Annotated in this window: 12 protein-coding genes and 2 tRNA genes; 7 read left to right on the top strand and 7 right to left on the bottom strand. The window is 58.8% G+C overall.

All coding sequences use genetic code 11. The features are described 5' to 3' along the window. Positions 1 to 9: 9 nt before the first annotated feature. From I6L40_RS17450 to I6L40_RS17430, 5 genes are all read right to left on the bottom strand, one after another. Entirely contained in the window at positions 10 to 1,029 is a 1,020-nt protein-coding gene (locus I6L40_RS17450) for an ABC transporter ATP-binding protein (protein ID WP_124241763.1), read from the bottom strand. Then, the gene (locus I6L40_RS17445; RefSeq protein WP_198505891.1) at positions 1,026 to 1,943 is read right to left on the bottom strand and encodes an ABC transporter permease; all 918 of its coding nucleotides are present in this window, start codon (positions 1,941 to 1,943) and stop codon (positions 1,026 to 1,028) included. Before I6L40_RS17445 ends, I6L40_RS17450 begins: the two co-directional genes overlap by 4 nt. Before the next feature lies 1 nt (position 1,944). After that, a complete protein-coding gene (locus tag I6L40_RS17440; protein ID WP_033115357.1) occupies positions 1,945 to 2,928 on the bottom strand; it encodes an ABC transporter permease in 984 nt (327 codons plus the stop codon). 119 nt (positions 2,929 to 3,047) lie between these two features. Further along, the gene (locus tag I6L40_RS17435) at positions 3,048 to 4,733 is read right to left on the bottom strand and encodes an ABC transporter substrate-binding protein (protein WP_041208961.1); all 1,686 of its coding nucleotides are present in this window, start codon (positions 4,731 to 4,733) and stop codon (positions 3,048 to 3,050) included. Positions 4,734 to 5,148: 415 nt separating this feature from the next. Then, positions 5,149 to 8,586, bottom strand: coding sequence for an ATP-binding protein (locus tag I6L40_RS17430; RefSeq protein WP_216994645.1), 3,438 nt, complete (start codon positions 8,584 to 8,586; stop codon positions 5,149 to 5,151). A 249-nt stretch (positions 8,587 to 8,835) separates the two neighbouring features. Here I6L40_RS17430 and I6L40_RS17425 point away from each other — a divergent pair. Together I6L40_RS17425 and I6L40_RS17420 are read left to right on the top strand one after the other, a co-directional pair. Next, positions 8,836 to 8,911: transfer RNA gene (locus tag I6L40_RS17425), tRNA-Gly, on the top strand. A 57-nt stretch (positions 8,912 to 8,968) separates the two neighbouring features. Further along, positions 8,969 to 9,042, top strand: a tRNA-Cys gene (locus I6L40_RS17420). Positions 9,043 to 9,096: 54 nt separating this feature from the next. On the opposite strand, the gene I6L40_RS17415 is transcribed toward I6L40_RS17420, so the two are convergent. Further along, entirely contained in the window at positions 9,097 to 9,390 is a 294-nt protein-coding gene (locus I6L40_RS17415) for a hypothetical protein (RefSeq protein WP_042029394.1), read from the bottom strand. Between the two features lie 211 nt (positions 9,391 to 9,601). Here I6L40_RS17415 and I6L40_RS17410 point away from each other — a divergent pair, with 211 nt between their 5' ends. From I6L40_RS17410 to I6L40_RS17390, 5 genes are all read left to right on the top strand, one after another. Next, a complete protein-coding gene (locus tag I6L40_RS17410) occupies positions 9,602 to 9,802 on the top strand; it encodes a YbfA family protein (RefSeq protein ID WP_005334863.1) in 201 nt (66 codons plus the stop codon). 185 nt (positions 9,803 to 9,987) lie between these two features. Continuing rightward, entirely contained in the window at positions 9,988 to 10,455 is a 468-nt protein-coding gene (locus tag I6L40_RS17405; protein ID WP_071910702.1) for a GNAT family N-acetyltransferase, read from the top strand. 170 nt (positions 10,456 to 10,625) lie between these two features. After that, positions 10,626 to 11,921 (top strand): PAS domain-containing methyl-accepting chemotaxis protein, encoded by a 1,296-nt coding sequence (locus I6L40_RS17400; protein ID WP_071910704.1) that lies wholly within the window; start codon positions 10,626 to 10,628, stop codon positions 11,919 to 11,921. A gap of 160 nt (positions 11,922 to 12,081) precedes the next feature. After that, positions 12,082 to 12,636 carry a DUF3332 domain-containing protein gene (locus tag I6L40_RS17395; protein ID WP_041208956.1) on the top strand — a complete coding sequence of 185 codons (555 nt, stop codon included), beginning with the start codon at positions 12,082 to 12,084 and terminating at the stop codon, positions 12,634 to 12,636. Between the two features lie 87 nt (positions 12,637 to 12,723). Beyond that, positions 12,724 to 14,097, top strand: coding sequence for an HD-GYP domain-containing protein (locus I6L40_RS17390; RefSeq protein WP_216994644.1), 1,374 nt, complete (start codon positions 12,724 to 12,726; stop codon positions 14,095 to 14,097). Between the two features lie 77 nt (positions 14,098 to 14,174). Here I6L40_RS17390 and I6L40_RS17385 read toward each other — a convergent pair whose 3' ends face one another. Next, complete coding sequence (locus I6L40_RS17385) at positions 14,175 to 15,233, bottom strand: FUSC family protein (protein WP_216994643.1); 1,059 nt, start codon at positions 15,231 to 15,233, stop codon at positions 14,175 to 14,177. Positions 15,234 to 15,245 lie beyond the last annotated feature (12 nt).

Genomic DNA, 15,245 nt, shown 5'->3' with positions numbered 1-15,245 from the left:
CAGACATCCTTAACAGCCAGCGGCCTTGTCCAGATAGATCAGGGGATCTTGTTGTTCATCCTGCACGTCATAGAGATGGCAGGCGGTCTGTTGCCCGGGGCGGATCTCGGCCAATCTGGTGTACTCCTGACGGCAGCGATCGTGCACCTTGCCGCAGCGGGCCTGAAAGCGGCAGCCGACCGGCACCTCCAGCAGGTTGAGCGGGGTGCCCGGGATCCCCTCCAGCACCTTCTTCGGCCCGTGCAGGGGCGGGAAGGAGTTGCCGAGCCCTCTGGTATAGGGGTGCAGCGGCGCGGTCAGGATCGCCTTGGAGGGGGCAACCTCCACCAGTTCACCGGCATACATGATGCCGATGCGATCGCAGAACTCCACCATCAGGGAGAGGTCGTGGGTGATGAACAGAATGGAGAAGTTGAACTTCTCTTTCAGGGCATAGACCTTCTGCAGGATCTCCCGCTGCACCACCACATCGAGCGCCGTGGTCGGCTCATCCATGATGAGCAGCTCGGGGTTAAGCGCCATGGCGATGGCAATCACCAGCCGCTGGCGCATGCCGCCGGAGAACTGGTGCGGGTAATCCTTGAGCCGGCTCGGGTGGATATCGACGATGGTGAGCAGCTCCTGGGCGCGCTTGATCGCCTCGTAGCGGGTCATGCCGGGGTTGTGGGCCAGCAGCACGTCGCAGAACTGCTCCTCCATCCGCAGTACCGGGTTCAGGGCGTTCATGGCAGACTGGAACACCACCGACACCTGTTGCCAGCGATAGGAGCGCAGCCGCTCGTCGTTGTAGTGGAGGATGTTCTCCCCCTTGAACAGGATTTCGCCACCGCTGATGTAGGCGGGCGGTTTGTGCAGCCGGGCTACCGAGAAGGCGACGGTGGATTTGCCGCAGCCAGACTCGCCGGCGAGACCGAAGATCTCACCCTGTTTGATATCGAAGCTCACCGAGTTGACGGCGCGCACGTCGCCATTTTCGGTGATGTAGTCGACGCAGAGATTGCGTACTGACAGCAGGGGATGCTTGTTCATGCTGTCTTCTCCTGTGCTGATACCGCAGAAGGGATTGGCGCGGCGAGTTTTTTCCAACGGTTGAGCCCTTTGTGGGAGCGCAGCTGCGGGTTGGCGATCTCGTCGATGGCGAAGTTGAGCAGGGCCAGACCGGCGCCCAGAGTGGCGATGGCAAAGCAAGGGGCCAGGATCTCCCACCAGGCGCCGACCAGAATGGCGCTGGAGGTCTGGGCGTTGTAGAGCATGATGCCCCAGCTCACCACGGTCGGGTCGCCGAGGCCGAGGAACTCCAGGGTCGCTTCGGTGACGATGGCGTAGATGATGGAGCCGATAAAGCTCACCCCGATGATGGAGATGAGGTTGGGCAGGATCTCCACCAGAATGATGCGCCAGGCCGGCTCACCCAGCACTTCGGCGGCGATGACGAACTCTTTTTCGCGTAGCGCCAGAGTCTGGGCGCGGATCACCCGTGCGCCATAGGCCCACGAGGTCAACCCTATTATCACCGCAATGACCGCCGGTGACGCCTCCCCGATAAAGCTTGCCAGCACCAGTAGCAAGGGGAGGTTGGGGATCACCAGTACCACGTTCATCAGGAAGGTGAGGCACTCGTCCACCAGACCACCAAAGTAGCCGGCGGTGATGCCGATGGCGACGGCCAGGGTGCAGACCAGCAGGCCTGCACTAAAGCCCACCAGCAAGGAGATACGGGCGCCATTGGTGAACTGGGACCAGATATCGTGGCCCATGCGGGTGGTGCCCATTACGAACTCGGCGCTGGGCGGCTGGTGGGGACGGGCAACCCGTTTGGTCGGCTCGTTGCTGGCCAGCAGGGGGGCAAACAGCGCCATCAGCACGAAGGTAACGACGATGATGAGGCCGCAGGCAGCCTTCTTGTTGCCCAGCAGGATTTTGAGAATGGTCGGCATACGCATCTTATTTGCCTCCTGTACGCAGACGGGGATCCAGGAAGACGTAGAGCACGTCGGCCAGGAAGTTGAAGCTGAGCATGGTGATGGTCATGATGAGCAGCTGCCCCTGAATGAGCGGGTAGTCGCGGGCCAGAATGCCCTGATAGAGGGTCAGGCCCAGGCCGGGATAGTTGAAGATCACCTCGGTGATGAGGGAGCCACCGATGACGAAACCGAGCGCCATGGAGAGGGCGGTGACGCTGGGCAGAATGGCGTTGCGGGCGCCGTAGTTGAAGATCACCCGGTTGCTGGAGAGCCCCTTGGCTTTGGCCATGGTGATGTAATCCTCGCCCAGCAGGTTGATCATGTTGTTGCGCATGGTGATGAGAAAGCCCCCCACCTGCACCATGGCCAGAGTGCCGACCGGCATGATGGCGTGGGTCAGGATGCTCTTGATGTGCTCCCAGCCCCAGTCCGGCGTGATCTCCGGGCTGTAGGCGTAGCCAATCGGCAGCCATTCAAGACTCACCCCGAACAGGAACAGGGCAAGCAGGGAGACGACTACCGGCGGAATCGCCTGCATCACCAGAGTGAGTGGGGAGAGGATGCTGTCCATCCGGCCGCCGCGATACCAGGCGGCGAAGATGCCGACGATGGATCCGACGGAGAAACTCAGAATGGTGGAGGTACCCACCAGAAACAGGGTCCAGCCGATGGCGCGGCCCAGCACGTCGGAGACCTGCTGTGGATAGAAGCGCACCGAGGTGCCGAGGTCCCAGGTGAAGACACTCTTCACATAGGTAAGAAACTGGGTGCCGATGGGGCCGTCGACAAAGCCGAAGGTGGCCTTGAGCGCTTCCAGTGCGGCGGGTTCCATCATGGCGCCAGCGCGGGCAAACATCACGGAGACAGGATCGCCTGGCATGGCTCGGGGTAACAGGAAGTTGATGGTGGCGGCTACCAGAAAGGCAACCAGATAGAAGGAAAAGCGTCTCAGTATGAATCCCATGATGATACCTTTTACTGCAAGTCCGCCCCGCGTCGGGCATGGCTACCCCAACCCCGGCAGATGCGGGCAGAAGGGGGGATCAACGGGGAAGATGGCCCCCCGCAGGGGGCCGGGATTGTTTAGCTGTTTGGCTTGAGTGCCAGGATGTGCAGCAGACGCTCGGGGGTGTCCGGGTGGAGCTGCGGCTTGGCAACCGGGTTGTCAGCGCTGAACCAGCCGTGGAAACGCTTGGTGCTGTACTCATACCAGGTCGGGTTGTTGAAGACCGGAATGATGGTCTGGTTGGCACCGACCCGCTCCTGAATCGCAAACATGATGTCCTTCTGCTTGGCTGCATCGGCGGTCTGGGTGAAGTCGTCGATCAGTTTGTCCAGCTCGGGATCTTTGTAGCGGGGAGCCGCAAAGCGGTTGCCACGTTCACCCATGTTGCGGGAGTGGAAGGCGGTCTCGAAGTACTTGTGCGGGTTGGCACCGGCAAAGTAGCCCTGCAGCGCCACATCAAAGTCGCCAGTGATGAGGTTCTCGGTCCAGACGGTTGCTTCCGGGGTGGCGGTCTTGGCATTCAGGCCCAGTGCCTGCAGCCCTTCCACGCCGATCTGTACTGTGTTGACCCAGTCGGTCCAGCCATTCGGCACCAGTACCTTGAACTCAATCTTTTTGCAGCTCGGGGTGTCGAGGAACTTGTCGCCGTCACAATCCTTGTAGCCAGCCTGTTTCAACAGGGCCTTGGCCCCTTCCAGATCGTACTTGTTGAACTTGCCGTATTTCTTGTCCACATCCGGGTTGTTCCAGGAGGCGAACGCCTTGCCAAGCCCTGACGGGTATTCGTTGACGGTCGGGTAGCCGTAGCCCGCGATATCCACCATGGACTGGCGATCCATCGCCATGGAGAAGGCGCGGCGGAAGTTGACGTCATTGAAGGCTTCGTGGTTGCCCGGGTTTTTGGTCTGGAAGTTGACGTTGAACGCTACGGTACCGGAGGCCGGGAACCAGTACTTGTTGTTCTTCGGATCGTTGCCGACGTAGAGACGCTCGATATCCGGTACGAAGGAGCCGAACCAGTCGATGTCGCCCTTCATCACAGCAGCCAGCACCTGATCGTTGGTGGCCATCTGCGGCATGCGGATACAGTCGATGGAGAGGTTGGCGTTATCCCAGTAGTGCGGGTTGCGGCACTGGGTGTAGAGCTGGGCGGAGAAGTTTTCCACTTCGGTGAAGGGGCCGGTACCGACCGGTTTGTCGTTGGTAAAGGCAACCGGGTCTTTCACCGACTTCCACTGATGCTCCGGTACGATGGGCACCAGTACCAGATCGTTCACCACGTTGGTGTTGACCTCGGTCAGGTCGAACTTGACCTTGTTCGGGGCCAGCTTCTCGACGCTCTTGATCTGGGTCCAGATTGAGCGCTCATCCAGCGCCTTGTTGGCTTTGACCAGATTGAAGGAGAACAGGATGTCATCAGCAGTAAAGGGCTGACCATCTGACCACTTCACGCCGTCACGCAGATCGAAGGTGACGGATTTCAGGTCTTTGCTGAACTCGTAGTTGGTGGCCAGACGATAGACGGGTTTGCCACCCTGCATATCGTTGAAGATCACCAGCGGTTCATAGATGAAGTGACGGGTAGTGTGCAGCAGGCCTGCTTGCAGGAAGGGGTTGAAGTTCTTTACCCAGGCGGTTTCCTGCTGTGCAACCATGGTCAGCACAGTCTTGTTTTCGGCAGCCATGGCATTGCCGGCAGCACCGGCAAGCATCATGGTTCCCAGCATTACAGCGGTAGAGATTTTGGATACTTTGGCAAGCATATGTTTTCCTTTCTTATTTTTTTGGCATTCCCGAGGGTTCGCCTTGTTTGTGTGAGCACCGGTTTCGCATGCTGATGAGACCGGCCCTCGTTGTTGGTTGGGTGTCTGCACCCTTGTCGTTTTGTTTTCCAACGCTCTTAGCAAAACAGAGTTAACAGGAAAACAACAACTGTTGATTTCGTTGTTTTCGTAAAAATCCCGGGTCCTACGTCAATTTCGTCAAAATGGATTTTTATCTGTTGTAAATCATATCGTTAAGTTCGTTCTCTCTGCGCTAAAAGTTGCCTTGAAAACAACGTTCATGACAAATATGTGACGTGGATCGGCTCGGATTTCAGGGGGGATATCGGGCTTTGTTTTGCTGGAAAAAGAAACCGGTTTGCCAAGTGTGAGCCAGCGCGCATCCTGCGCCGACTCACACCTTGCGGTTGGCAAGCTGACGCAGGGTCTGGGCACTCTGTTGCAACTGCTGGCGCTGTTGCTCGTTGAGCGGGCAGTGGCCCAGCACATACTCGGTGGTGGCAACGACCGTCTTCCAGCGCGGCGATTTGGGCAGGGTGTCCAGATTGAGGTACTTGTCGAGGGTACGGGTCTGCGGGCTGGATCTGTCCATATAGACGCGCCACAGCTTGCTCTTCTCCGCCAGCACGATTTTGCCCTTGCCGGTGCCCTGCTGCCATGCATCCAGGGTGAGCTGCATGGTCTCCACCAAAGCGCGGCGCAGGGGCTCGTCATCCTGCTGGCGAATGAGGTTGTCGGCCAGCGAGCGGAACTCGCCGCCCAGTCGGCTCAGCTCGCCCAGCAGCTGCTCATCTTCGATGATGGCTTGCCGGGAGAGGTTTTTGAGAGCGTTCTCCAGCGCCACGATACGGCTCTCATCCTGGCGTTGTTCAGTGGTAAAGGTAAGGGCAAAGGCCGCTTGCCCCCCGAGGGTGATGGGCAGGGCGCGGGCGTTGAGCTCATCTTTCTGGCCTGCCACCAGAAATTCCACAATATGATCCCGCTGGCCAGCCAGATCGGGCCACTGCTCTTTCAGTGGCTCGGCCAGCCACTCGTCTATAGCTTGTCCCTCCATGGTTTCCGGCTCCTGACCCAGCAGGCGAGCCAGTACCCGGGAGGCGAACAGCACTGTACCCTGCTCGTCGATAAAGAGCATGGGGTCGGCCCCTTCGCCGAGCAGGGCCAGCAGGCGCATCTGATCCTGATGGAGTCGCTCTTGCAGGGTGAGGCGGTGCTCTATCTCCTGTTTGAGCAAGCGATTCTCAACCAGAGAGGCTCGCCCTGCCTTGGCCTCCAGCAAGGCTTTGACCCGGGCGAACAGCTCCTCTTTGCAGAAGGGTTTGACCAGATAGTCGTTGGCGCCAGCGTTGAATCCCTCCTCGATATCCTTGGGCTGGTTGAGGGCAGTGAGCAGCAGTACCGGCAGCTTCTCTTTGGGATGGAGCTCCCGGAGCCGGCGGCAGACATCGAAGCCGGAGAGGGTCGGCATCATCACATCGAGCAGGATGAGATCCACCGGCTCCTGGGTGAGCTTGGCCAACGCATCGTGGCCATCGCTGCTGGGCAGAATGCGATAGCCGCAGGGCTGCAAGAGGTGACGAAGGATGTGCAGATTGATGGGCTCGTCATCCACCACCAGGATGAGGGGGGCACCTTCGGGCGGCGGAGGCAGATCCTCGCTCTCCCAGTCGGGCAGGATGAGCGGCTGCTGGCGCACCAGTTGCAGCTCTATCTGACGGCTGCCCTGAGTCAGCGGGGCGCTCTTGCCGGTCGCGAGCGGCAGGGTGAAGGCAAAAGTGGAGCCGACGCTCGGCTCGCTCTGCACACTCAGCTCGCCACCCATCAAGTGCACCAGCTGCCGAGTGATGGAAAGGCCAAGGCCGGCTCCCTGCTTGCTTACCTCCGGGCTCATTTGTACCAGCGGTTCGAAGATATGCTCCAGATGCTCGGGGGAGATGCCGATGCCGGTATCGGTCACCTTGATGCGCAGGAAGTTGCCCTCCACCATGGCGCTCAGCACCACCTTGCCCTGCGGCGTGTACTTGATGGCGTTGCCGACCAGATTGTAGAGCACCTGTTCGAGGCGCTGTTCGTCGGCCAGCACGGGAGGCAGTTCGGCCGGGCTGATATCCACCAGAGTAAGCGGTTTGGCCTGCACCAGATGCTGGCAGAGGTCGAGCACCAGCCGGATGACCCCCTTGGAGGAGACGGGCTGGGGGTGGATCTCCAGCTGGCCATAGCGCATCTGGTGGTAGTCGAGCAGATCGTCCACCAGACGGGCCAGACCGTCGGCGCTCTTGATGATGAGGCCAAGCTGTTTCTGCTGCCCCTCGGTCAAATCTTGCTGGCTGGCGAGCATCGACTCGGCCATCCCCTTGATGCCGTGGATGGGGGTGCGCAGCTCGTGGGAGGTATTGGCCAGCAGTTCATCCTTGAGCTTGTCCGCCTGCTGCAAGCTGAGGTTCTGCTTGTGGGTCAGCTTGACCTGCTGCTGCAGCTCTATGGTCTGTTGTTCGATAAGTTCGATCTTCTCCTTCACCGAGCGCTGCATATGGCGAAACGCCTGCGCCAGCCGGTCGATGTCATCGCCGGTGCGCTCGATGGCGATGGGGTGATCCAGCGCGCCATCGGCAACCTGCTCGGCCGCCTCGGTCAGGGAGCGCAGCGGCGCCGTGATGGAGTGGGAGAGCCAGCGGGAGAAGAGGATCAGCAGCAGCAGGGAGCCAGCCCCCAGCACGATGACCAGCGTCTCAAGTTGGCGGATGGGGGCATAGGCCTCGCGGGTGGAGATCTCGGCGATAAAGGCCCACTCGGTATCGAATACCTTCACCTGGGTGTAGGCGGCGAGTACATCGTCATCCTGATAGGAGCGAAACAGCCCGACCCCTTGCTCGCCAGAGAGGGTCTTGGTGACGAGAGGGGTCTGCAGCAGGCGGAAATTCTGGCTGAAACTGTTCTCGACGCTGTACTCCGGCGCCAGCCAGGCATCGGCCCGCATCCGTTTGTCGGGGCCGATGAGAATGGTCTCGCCGGTTTTTCCGAGCCCCTCCCGCTCCGCCATGATCTGGTTGAGCTTGTCTGGCAGCAGCTCGAAGATGACCACCCCGCGCACATAGTCGTACTGCATCACGGGGGCGGCCATGTAGGCGACCACCTGACCGGTCAGCTCGTTGCGGCCAAAGTCGGTGAATTCGAAAATCTGTTGCGGTTTTTGGCCGCCATCGAGGCGCCGTTTGATCTTGGCGAAGGTCTGGCCGAGGCCACTGCCCTGATAGGGGCCGGAGAGCAGGTTGGTGGCAAAGTTGGGGTGTTTGGTGACCGAATAGACGACATCACCGTTGAGGTCGACCAGAAAGATGTCGCTGTAGTTGGATTTGCGCACCATGTCGGCATAGCCGCGATGAAAACGCTGATGCACTCGGCCATACATCTCGTCAGCCAGAATGAGGGCACTGATGGAGGGTTCGATTTCGACTTCGGGATCCGGCTTTTGCAGCTGATCCCAGGAGCCCGGCACATAGCGGGCCTGTGCCCGGGCACGAGCCTCTTGCGGCGTGGTGCCCAGTTTTTCAAAGGCACCGGCAAAACCGTAGAAGCGACCGATACTGTTGCCCGCAAAGTCCTGCTGGGAGAAGTTGGTGATCTGCTCCTTGAGGTTGTTGAAGTAATCCTCAAGCTGGCTCTTTTTGATGTTGCGAACGGAGACCAGATGGTTGGAGGTCTGGGTGGTGAGGTCCTTGCCGTGGCTGTAGAGGAAGAAGAGGGTGACGACCAGGAATGGCACCATTCCCAACATGAAAAAAGCCAGCATTAGTTGCGGCCTGAGTCCACGAAGCCTGAAGATCCATTTCATCTTGTGAATTTCAATTGAGAATCCGGTTATTAAGCGGCTCAAGTTTCGAACTAAAGCGTAATCATTTCAACGACTTTATCCCAAATTCGCTTGGTTGGTCACAGCTGGGCGGCTGATTTTGCAGCAACCCGTCTAAAGGGTGAGCAAACGATCCGGTTGCGGCGCTTAAATGCGAAAAAAGGGTTGTGCTGTCGCTCGGGGTACGTATAATGCGCCTCGTTGTCAGGCAACTGGCACGAAAGCAGTAATGCGGGAATAGCTCAGTTGGTAGAGCACGACCTTGCCAAGGTCGGGGTCGCGAGTTCGAGTCTCGTTTCCCGCTCCAATTTTCCATCGCACCAACGATGGATATCACTTTCAAGACAATATGTCTTGTCAGCATGGCGCGTTAGCAAAGCGGTTATGCAGCGGATTGCAAATCCGTTTAGTCCGGTTCGACTCCGGAACGTGCCTCCATCTCTCTTCTTTCTTTTCAAGAAATAATCTCAAACCGAATTTGTCAGTAGATCTTCAGTAGCTCTGTTGCAGCATCAGCCGTTCGCAGCCTGCTTCTCGCCACTGCCGTTCAAGATAGTGATTCACTTCGTCCACGTTTTGGCCCCGATTCTGAAACTGGCTTTCTGCACTGTATTGGGTGAGATCCGCCATCTGTTGTTTCAGTGTGCCGCACTGCCACAGACTCACGGTGGTTGGCCCTTGTCGGGCAAGCACGATGGCATCCCCCTGATTGAGCTGCCACTCATCGATTTGCGCCTTGGTCAAGGCGAGCATCAGCACCAGCAGAGCAACTTCTGAAAGCTTCATACGCATCTCCATACGGCACGTTTCCGCACTCATAACTGTGGCAGAGCGCACGATTTTCGCAAATGTGTTAACTGTTGGTTAATCACGTTGCTAAATTTCATTTATCCCGCTAATTTGCCGTTTTTATGAAAAAATATGGCTGGGGATGTAGTAATCCTACGGATAGTGGAGTAATCTTTGCTCAGTGGTCGTACCAGTAAGGAGTTGCATCATGTTTCATCCCTTTTCTCTGACTCAAATTATTCTTCGTCGCATTTATGTATTGCTGGTGGGCATTCTGGCGTTTCCAGTGATGCTGTTTCGTAGTGATCGCGCCCGCTTTTATAGCTATCTGCACCGCATCTGGAACAAGACCAGTACCAAGCCGGTCTGGCTCAAGATGAGCGAACGTGGCGAGCGGATCTTCTACTAAGACCCTCTTCGATAAAAAAGACAGCTTCGGCTGTCTTTTTTTTATGCGTTTAAAAACAAATGGTTAATGCTCAGTTCTGTTACTATCGCTGGTGCAAAAAGGGGGATGTCACAATGTGGCAGCAGCTGCGCTTTCCCCCCTGTTGGTTGCTCATTTTATGGATCCCGATGACGCAAGGAGCTGCGATGCTGATCCGTCAGGCCACCGAGGCCGATATTCCGATGCTGGTTGCCATGCGAATGGCGCTCTTCTGTGAAGTGGGGGAGTTACCGCACCCTGCAGCCGACCCCGCCCTGATACAGGCAACCGAACGTTATTTTACCAACGCATTTTTGAGCGGATCCGCTTTATCCTGGCTGGCCGAGGTCGATAAACAGGTTATCGCGGCAGGTACTCTGGCGATGTTCGTGCGCCCACCCTATCCCGGCAATCTGGCGGGAAGAGAGGCCTATCTGCTCAACATGTATACCTTGCCCGATTATCGCAAGCAGGGTATAGCCAGTGCACTGCTCGATGCCATGGCGGCAGAGGCCATAGCCCGCAGGTTTGGCAAGGTATGGCTCCATGCCAGCGAGGCTGGCCGGCCTCTCTATGAGCGGATCGGTTTTGTCGCCAATCCGGCTTATATGGAGTGGCAACCAACTGCCCCGTGAGCCGGGACATGTCAGCCATCAGCCCGTCGTGTGATGGGTGACAATAAATAGCTTGTCAAAAGGGAGTCTGATGGCCCAGCCAGCTATGCTGAGGGTACACGCCGTCATTATCTTGTTGATCCACCATGTGGTTTGGCCATGGCGGGTGCCTGTCTGGAGGATATGTTTCGATGTTCAATAACAAATTGAAAGCCGAGTTGCAGCAGTGTCAGGAGCAGCTTCTGGAGCAACAGGGATTTTACGATGCAGTGCATGGCAGCGTCGCGACCATCACTTTCAGCCCTGATGGTACAGTGCTGGCCGCCAACGATCTCTTTCTCAACGTGGTGGGATTCAGCGCATCCGAGGTCGTGGGCCAGCATCACAGGATCTTTTGCGACAAGCAGTATGCCCAGAGCAGCGCCTATCAACAGTTTTGGGCTGACCTGAAACAGGGGCGTTCCCGTACCGGGGTCTTTCAGCGCTTTAATCGTCGCGGCGAGCCAATCTGGCTGGAGGCCACCTACTTCCCGGTCAAATTGCGCGGCGTAGTGACCAGGGTGATCAAGATTGCCGCCGACGTTACAGAGCATCATCTGCAGCTGCTGAGCCAGCAGGCGGTGGTAAAGGCCCTTGATCGTTCTTTGGCCGTCATCGAATTCACGCCGACCGGTGAAGTGCTCACTGCCAACGCCAACTTCCTTAACACCATGGGTTACACCCTGGCTCAGGTGCAGGGCAAGCACCACCGCATCTTCTGCGATGACCACTTCTATCAGGAAAATCCCCACTTCTGGGAAGAGCTTGGGCGCGGCCTGTTCAAATCCGGCCTCTTCTGCCGCCAGAATAGCCATGGCAGCAAGGTGTGGCTGGAGGCGACCTACAACCCAATCCTGGATGATACCCGCCGGGTGGTGAAGGTGATCAAGTTTGCCAGCGACATCACGGAGCGGATCAACAAGAGCGATGCGGTGCGCGAAGCGGCCATGCTGGCCCATGATGCGGCGCGGGAGACCCTCAGCTGTGCCGAGCGCGGGGCTGGGCTGCTCGCCTCGGTGGTCGATACCTCCAGCCTGATTGCCAGCCAGCTGACCCACAGCATTGGCCTTATCAATCAGCTGAACGAGCAGTCGCGCAGCATAGAGGCGATTGTCTCCACCATCAGCAGCATTGCCGACCAGACCAACCTGCTCGCCCTCAACGCGGCCATCGAAGCGGCCCGGGCCGGGGATCAGGGGCGTGGCTTTGCGGTGGTGGCTGACGAGGTTCGCCAGCTGGCGGCACGCACCTCTCTCTCTACCGACGAGATAGCCAAGGTGGTGCAGAACAACCGTGAACTGACCGCCAAGGTGACCGCCGAGATGTCTGATGTGGCGGGCAGCGCCGAGCTGGGCAAGCAGCAGGTTGGCGAGGTCAACGAGGTGATGAGCGAGATCCGCCGCGAGGCAAACAATGTCTCCGCCACGGTTTCGGGTCTGGCCATGTGACTCATCCGACCACAATCAAACCGGGGCACTGATGCACTTCTGACCAGTCAGTGCCCCAATCTGAACTCTTCCTGTATCACCCCGCCATTGTGAATTGTCCCCACCCCCTCTCTTGCTTAGGCTTGCCGCCTCATTCATAACCGAGCAGGAAAAGAACAAGATGGTACGACAACAGAAGGGGCGGGCGGCCGCGTTGCTGATGATGGTTGCGAGCATGGGGCTGAGCGGCTGCATGGGGCAGATGGGGCTATCCGGCATGGTGACCAAGGGCAATCTGAGCGTAGTGGATAACCGCTACGGCCGGGCTGGCGTTTTTATGCTGCTCTCCCCGATTTATGGTCTGGCGGCGACTGCCGACCTGTTCGTCTTCAATACCATCGAATTCTGGACTGGCAAGAACCCCATCACCGGCAAGTCACCGGCGGTGGTGGATATGAAAGTCGACCCGGTGATCAAGGTGAACCAGCACCTCGACCCCTCTCTTCACAAAGTGCCGCTGGCCATGCTGCCGCAAGGGGTGCGTGAGGTGGAGATCAGTTATCCCGACGAGCATACCGCCCAGATGGAGGTGCACTATCTGGATGGTCGCAGCAGCATGATGCGTGGCGAGAAGCGCGGCGAGTTGATGGATATCTACTTCGACGGTCGCTTCGTCTCTACCCTGAGCCGTGCTGAGCTGGAAGAGCGGGTAAATCAGGGCAAGGCTGCTGCCTAAATTCAACTGAATCCAGATCTATCCGGCACCAGATAGGGTATATATAAGCAGCTGGCAAAATCGCCATGATGTCTAAGGGAGTAGACTATGACGGTGAATGGATTGCGATTGGCGGAGTTGATTGGTTCCCTCAGTCATGCGCTCGACATGACCGAGGGGCAACCAAGAGGGCACTGCATTCGCTGCTGCTGGATAGGTTCCCGTCTGGGGGAGCGGCTGGGACTGGATGCCCGGCTGCGCCATGATCTCTACTACACGCTCCTGCTCAAGGATCTTGGGTGCAGCAGCAATGCTGCCCGCATCTGCGAGCTCTATCTCACCGACGATCTTCGCTTCAAACGCGATTTCAAACTGGTGGATGGCTCCCTCTCCGAGGTAGTCAACTTCGTGCTGGGCCATACCGGCTTGCAGGCGGATCTGCTGGGACGTTTTCGCAGCCTGTTTCATATCTTTCGCAACGGCGACCAGATTGCCAACGAACTGATCCAGACCCGCTGTCATCGGGGGGCGGATATCGCTCGCCAACTCCGTTTCAGTGATGATGTAGCCAATGGAATCCTCTCCCTTGATGAACACTGGAATGGCAAAGGTCGCCCCCTGCAACTGGCAGGGGAGGCGATCCCGCTCTTCTCCCGTATTGCCCTGCTCTGCCAGGTGGTGGATGTGTTTCATGCGGCCGCCGGCCCGGATGCAGCGCTCAAGGAGCTGCGCGAGCGCAGCGGCAGCTGGTTTGATCCGGCGCTGGTTCGCGAATTTGAAGCACTGGCGGACGATGCTTTCTGGCAAGGACTGGCCGATCCCCGACTGACCGAGTGGGTGCTGGTCCACCCGGCCGGACAGGGCGAAGTAGCGCTGGATGAGGATTATCTGGACGAAATCGCGGCGGCCTTCGGGCAGGTGGTGGACTCCAAAAGTCCCTACACCGCGGGTCATAGCGGCAGGGTTGCGCTCTATACCGACATTCTTGCCACCCAGATGGGGTTGTCCGAACAGCGCCGACGCTGGCTCAAGCGGGGCGCTCTGCTCCATGATGTGGGCAAGCTCGGGGTGAGCAACGCCATTCTCGACAAGCCGGGCAAGCTCGATGCGCAGGAGTGGGCGGCGGTGCAGATGCATGCCGCCTATACCGAGGAGATCCTGAGCCGCATCGGCGCCTTCGAGGAGCTGGCACAAGTAGCGGGCGCCCACCATGAGCGACTCGATGGCAAAGGTTACCCCAAGGGGCTGAAAGGGGACGAGATTACCCTTGAGACGCGCATCATCACCACGGCCGACATCTTCGATGCCATCACCGCCAAGCGCCCTTACCGCGGTGCCATCCCCGTGCCGCAGGCGCTGGAGATGATGGCGGAGAATCTGGGCACCGCTATCGACCCCGACTGCTTTGCCGCCCTGCAGGCGGGTATTCAGGATTTCTCCCTCTACCTCACCCCCGAACAGCCGCTGGCCAATGCCAGTTAAGGTTTATAGCCCTCACCGCCCAAGCGGCCAGTCAGATAGTAAAACGCCCTGCAACTGCGGGGCGTTTTTTATGGCGTTCAGGCTGGCTGTTTGCGATGGGGCACGGTGAGGATCAGCCCCAGCAGGCGGCGCAGGTGGGTGAGCTGCTCGGTCAGCTGCACGTTGAGCCAGAGATAGCCGATGATGGCCGTCTCCGTATTGGCGGGCAGGTTGACCCGGGTCGCCAGCTCGTGCAGACGGGCGATGGCGGCCTCTGCTCCGCGCCCGTCGCCGGTTTGCAGCATCCGGGCAAGCTGGTTTATCGCCTCTTCGGTCGCCTGATGGCACTCGTGCAGCTCGCGGGTGCTCTGCATCAGGAAGTGGCTCTCCCGATCGTTCCAGTAGGTGTTGGCCAGCATCTCGAGAGTGCAGAGGGTATTGCGCATGGTGACCTGCACCTCATCAAACAGGGCGATGCTGTGGCGGGTCTCCTTGGCTGCCGGTGCCAGCAGGGCTCGCAGTTTGCCGGTCTGGGCCAGCAGCTGGGAGAGATTGTGTTTGAGCTGCGGCCGCTCCAGCACGTTGGGGGAGAGGTGGGTGTGATAGAGCCGTCCCGACTGCTGCAGGATCTGGTGCAGTTGCAGCCGCCAGTGGCTGTAGGCCCGCTGGGGGTAGATGCTGCAAAAGAGCAGTGCCAGCAGGGAGCCCAGTACCACGTCGCCGCTGCGCCAGAGGGCGGTATGGATATCCCCCGGCTGGGCACCCATGGTGACACCGAGGGTGATGCCGATCAGCAATCCCACATAGGGGCGCTTGCCGAGCGCCAGATAGCCGCACAGGAACATGATGCAGCCGCACCAGATCAGGGTGAGCGGCAGGGAGTAGATCTCGAGATAGAGCGCCACTATCCCGCAGCTGGCGCCGAAGATGGTGCCCACCACCCGCTGCAGGGCGCGGGAGAGCACATTGCCCCAAAACGAGATGGGGCCCATCACCACCACCAGCGTGATCAGCGGCCAGGTGCTCTCCGGCAGTTGCAGCTGGCGGGTGAGCAGAAAGGTGAGCATAAAGGCGAGCGCAATGCGCAGGCCATGGACGATGCGATAGTGGCCGTAGACCAGCAGATCGAGCCGGGATAAGGGGGCATCAAGACGCACAGTGAGCCTCGT

This window comes from Aeromonas sp. FDAARGOS 1410 (assembly GCF_019048745.1).
GTDB classification, from domain to species: Bacteria; Pseudomonadota; Gammaproteobacteria; order Enterobacterales; family Aeromonadaceae; genus Aeromonas; species Aeromonas jandaei.
Note: the sequence above shows the minus strand (reverse complement) of the source record. Positions and strands in the feature narration are given on the sequence as shown.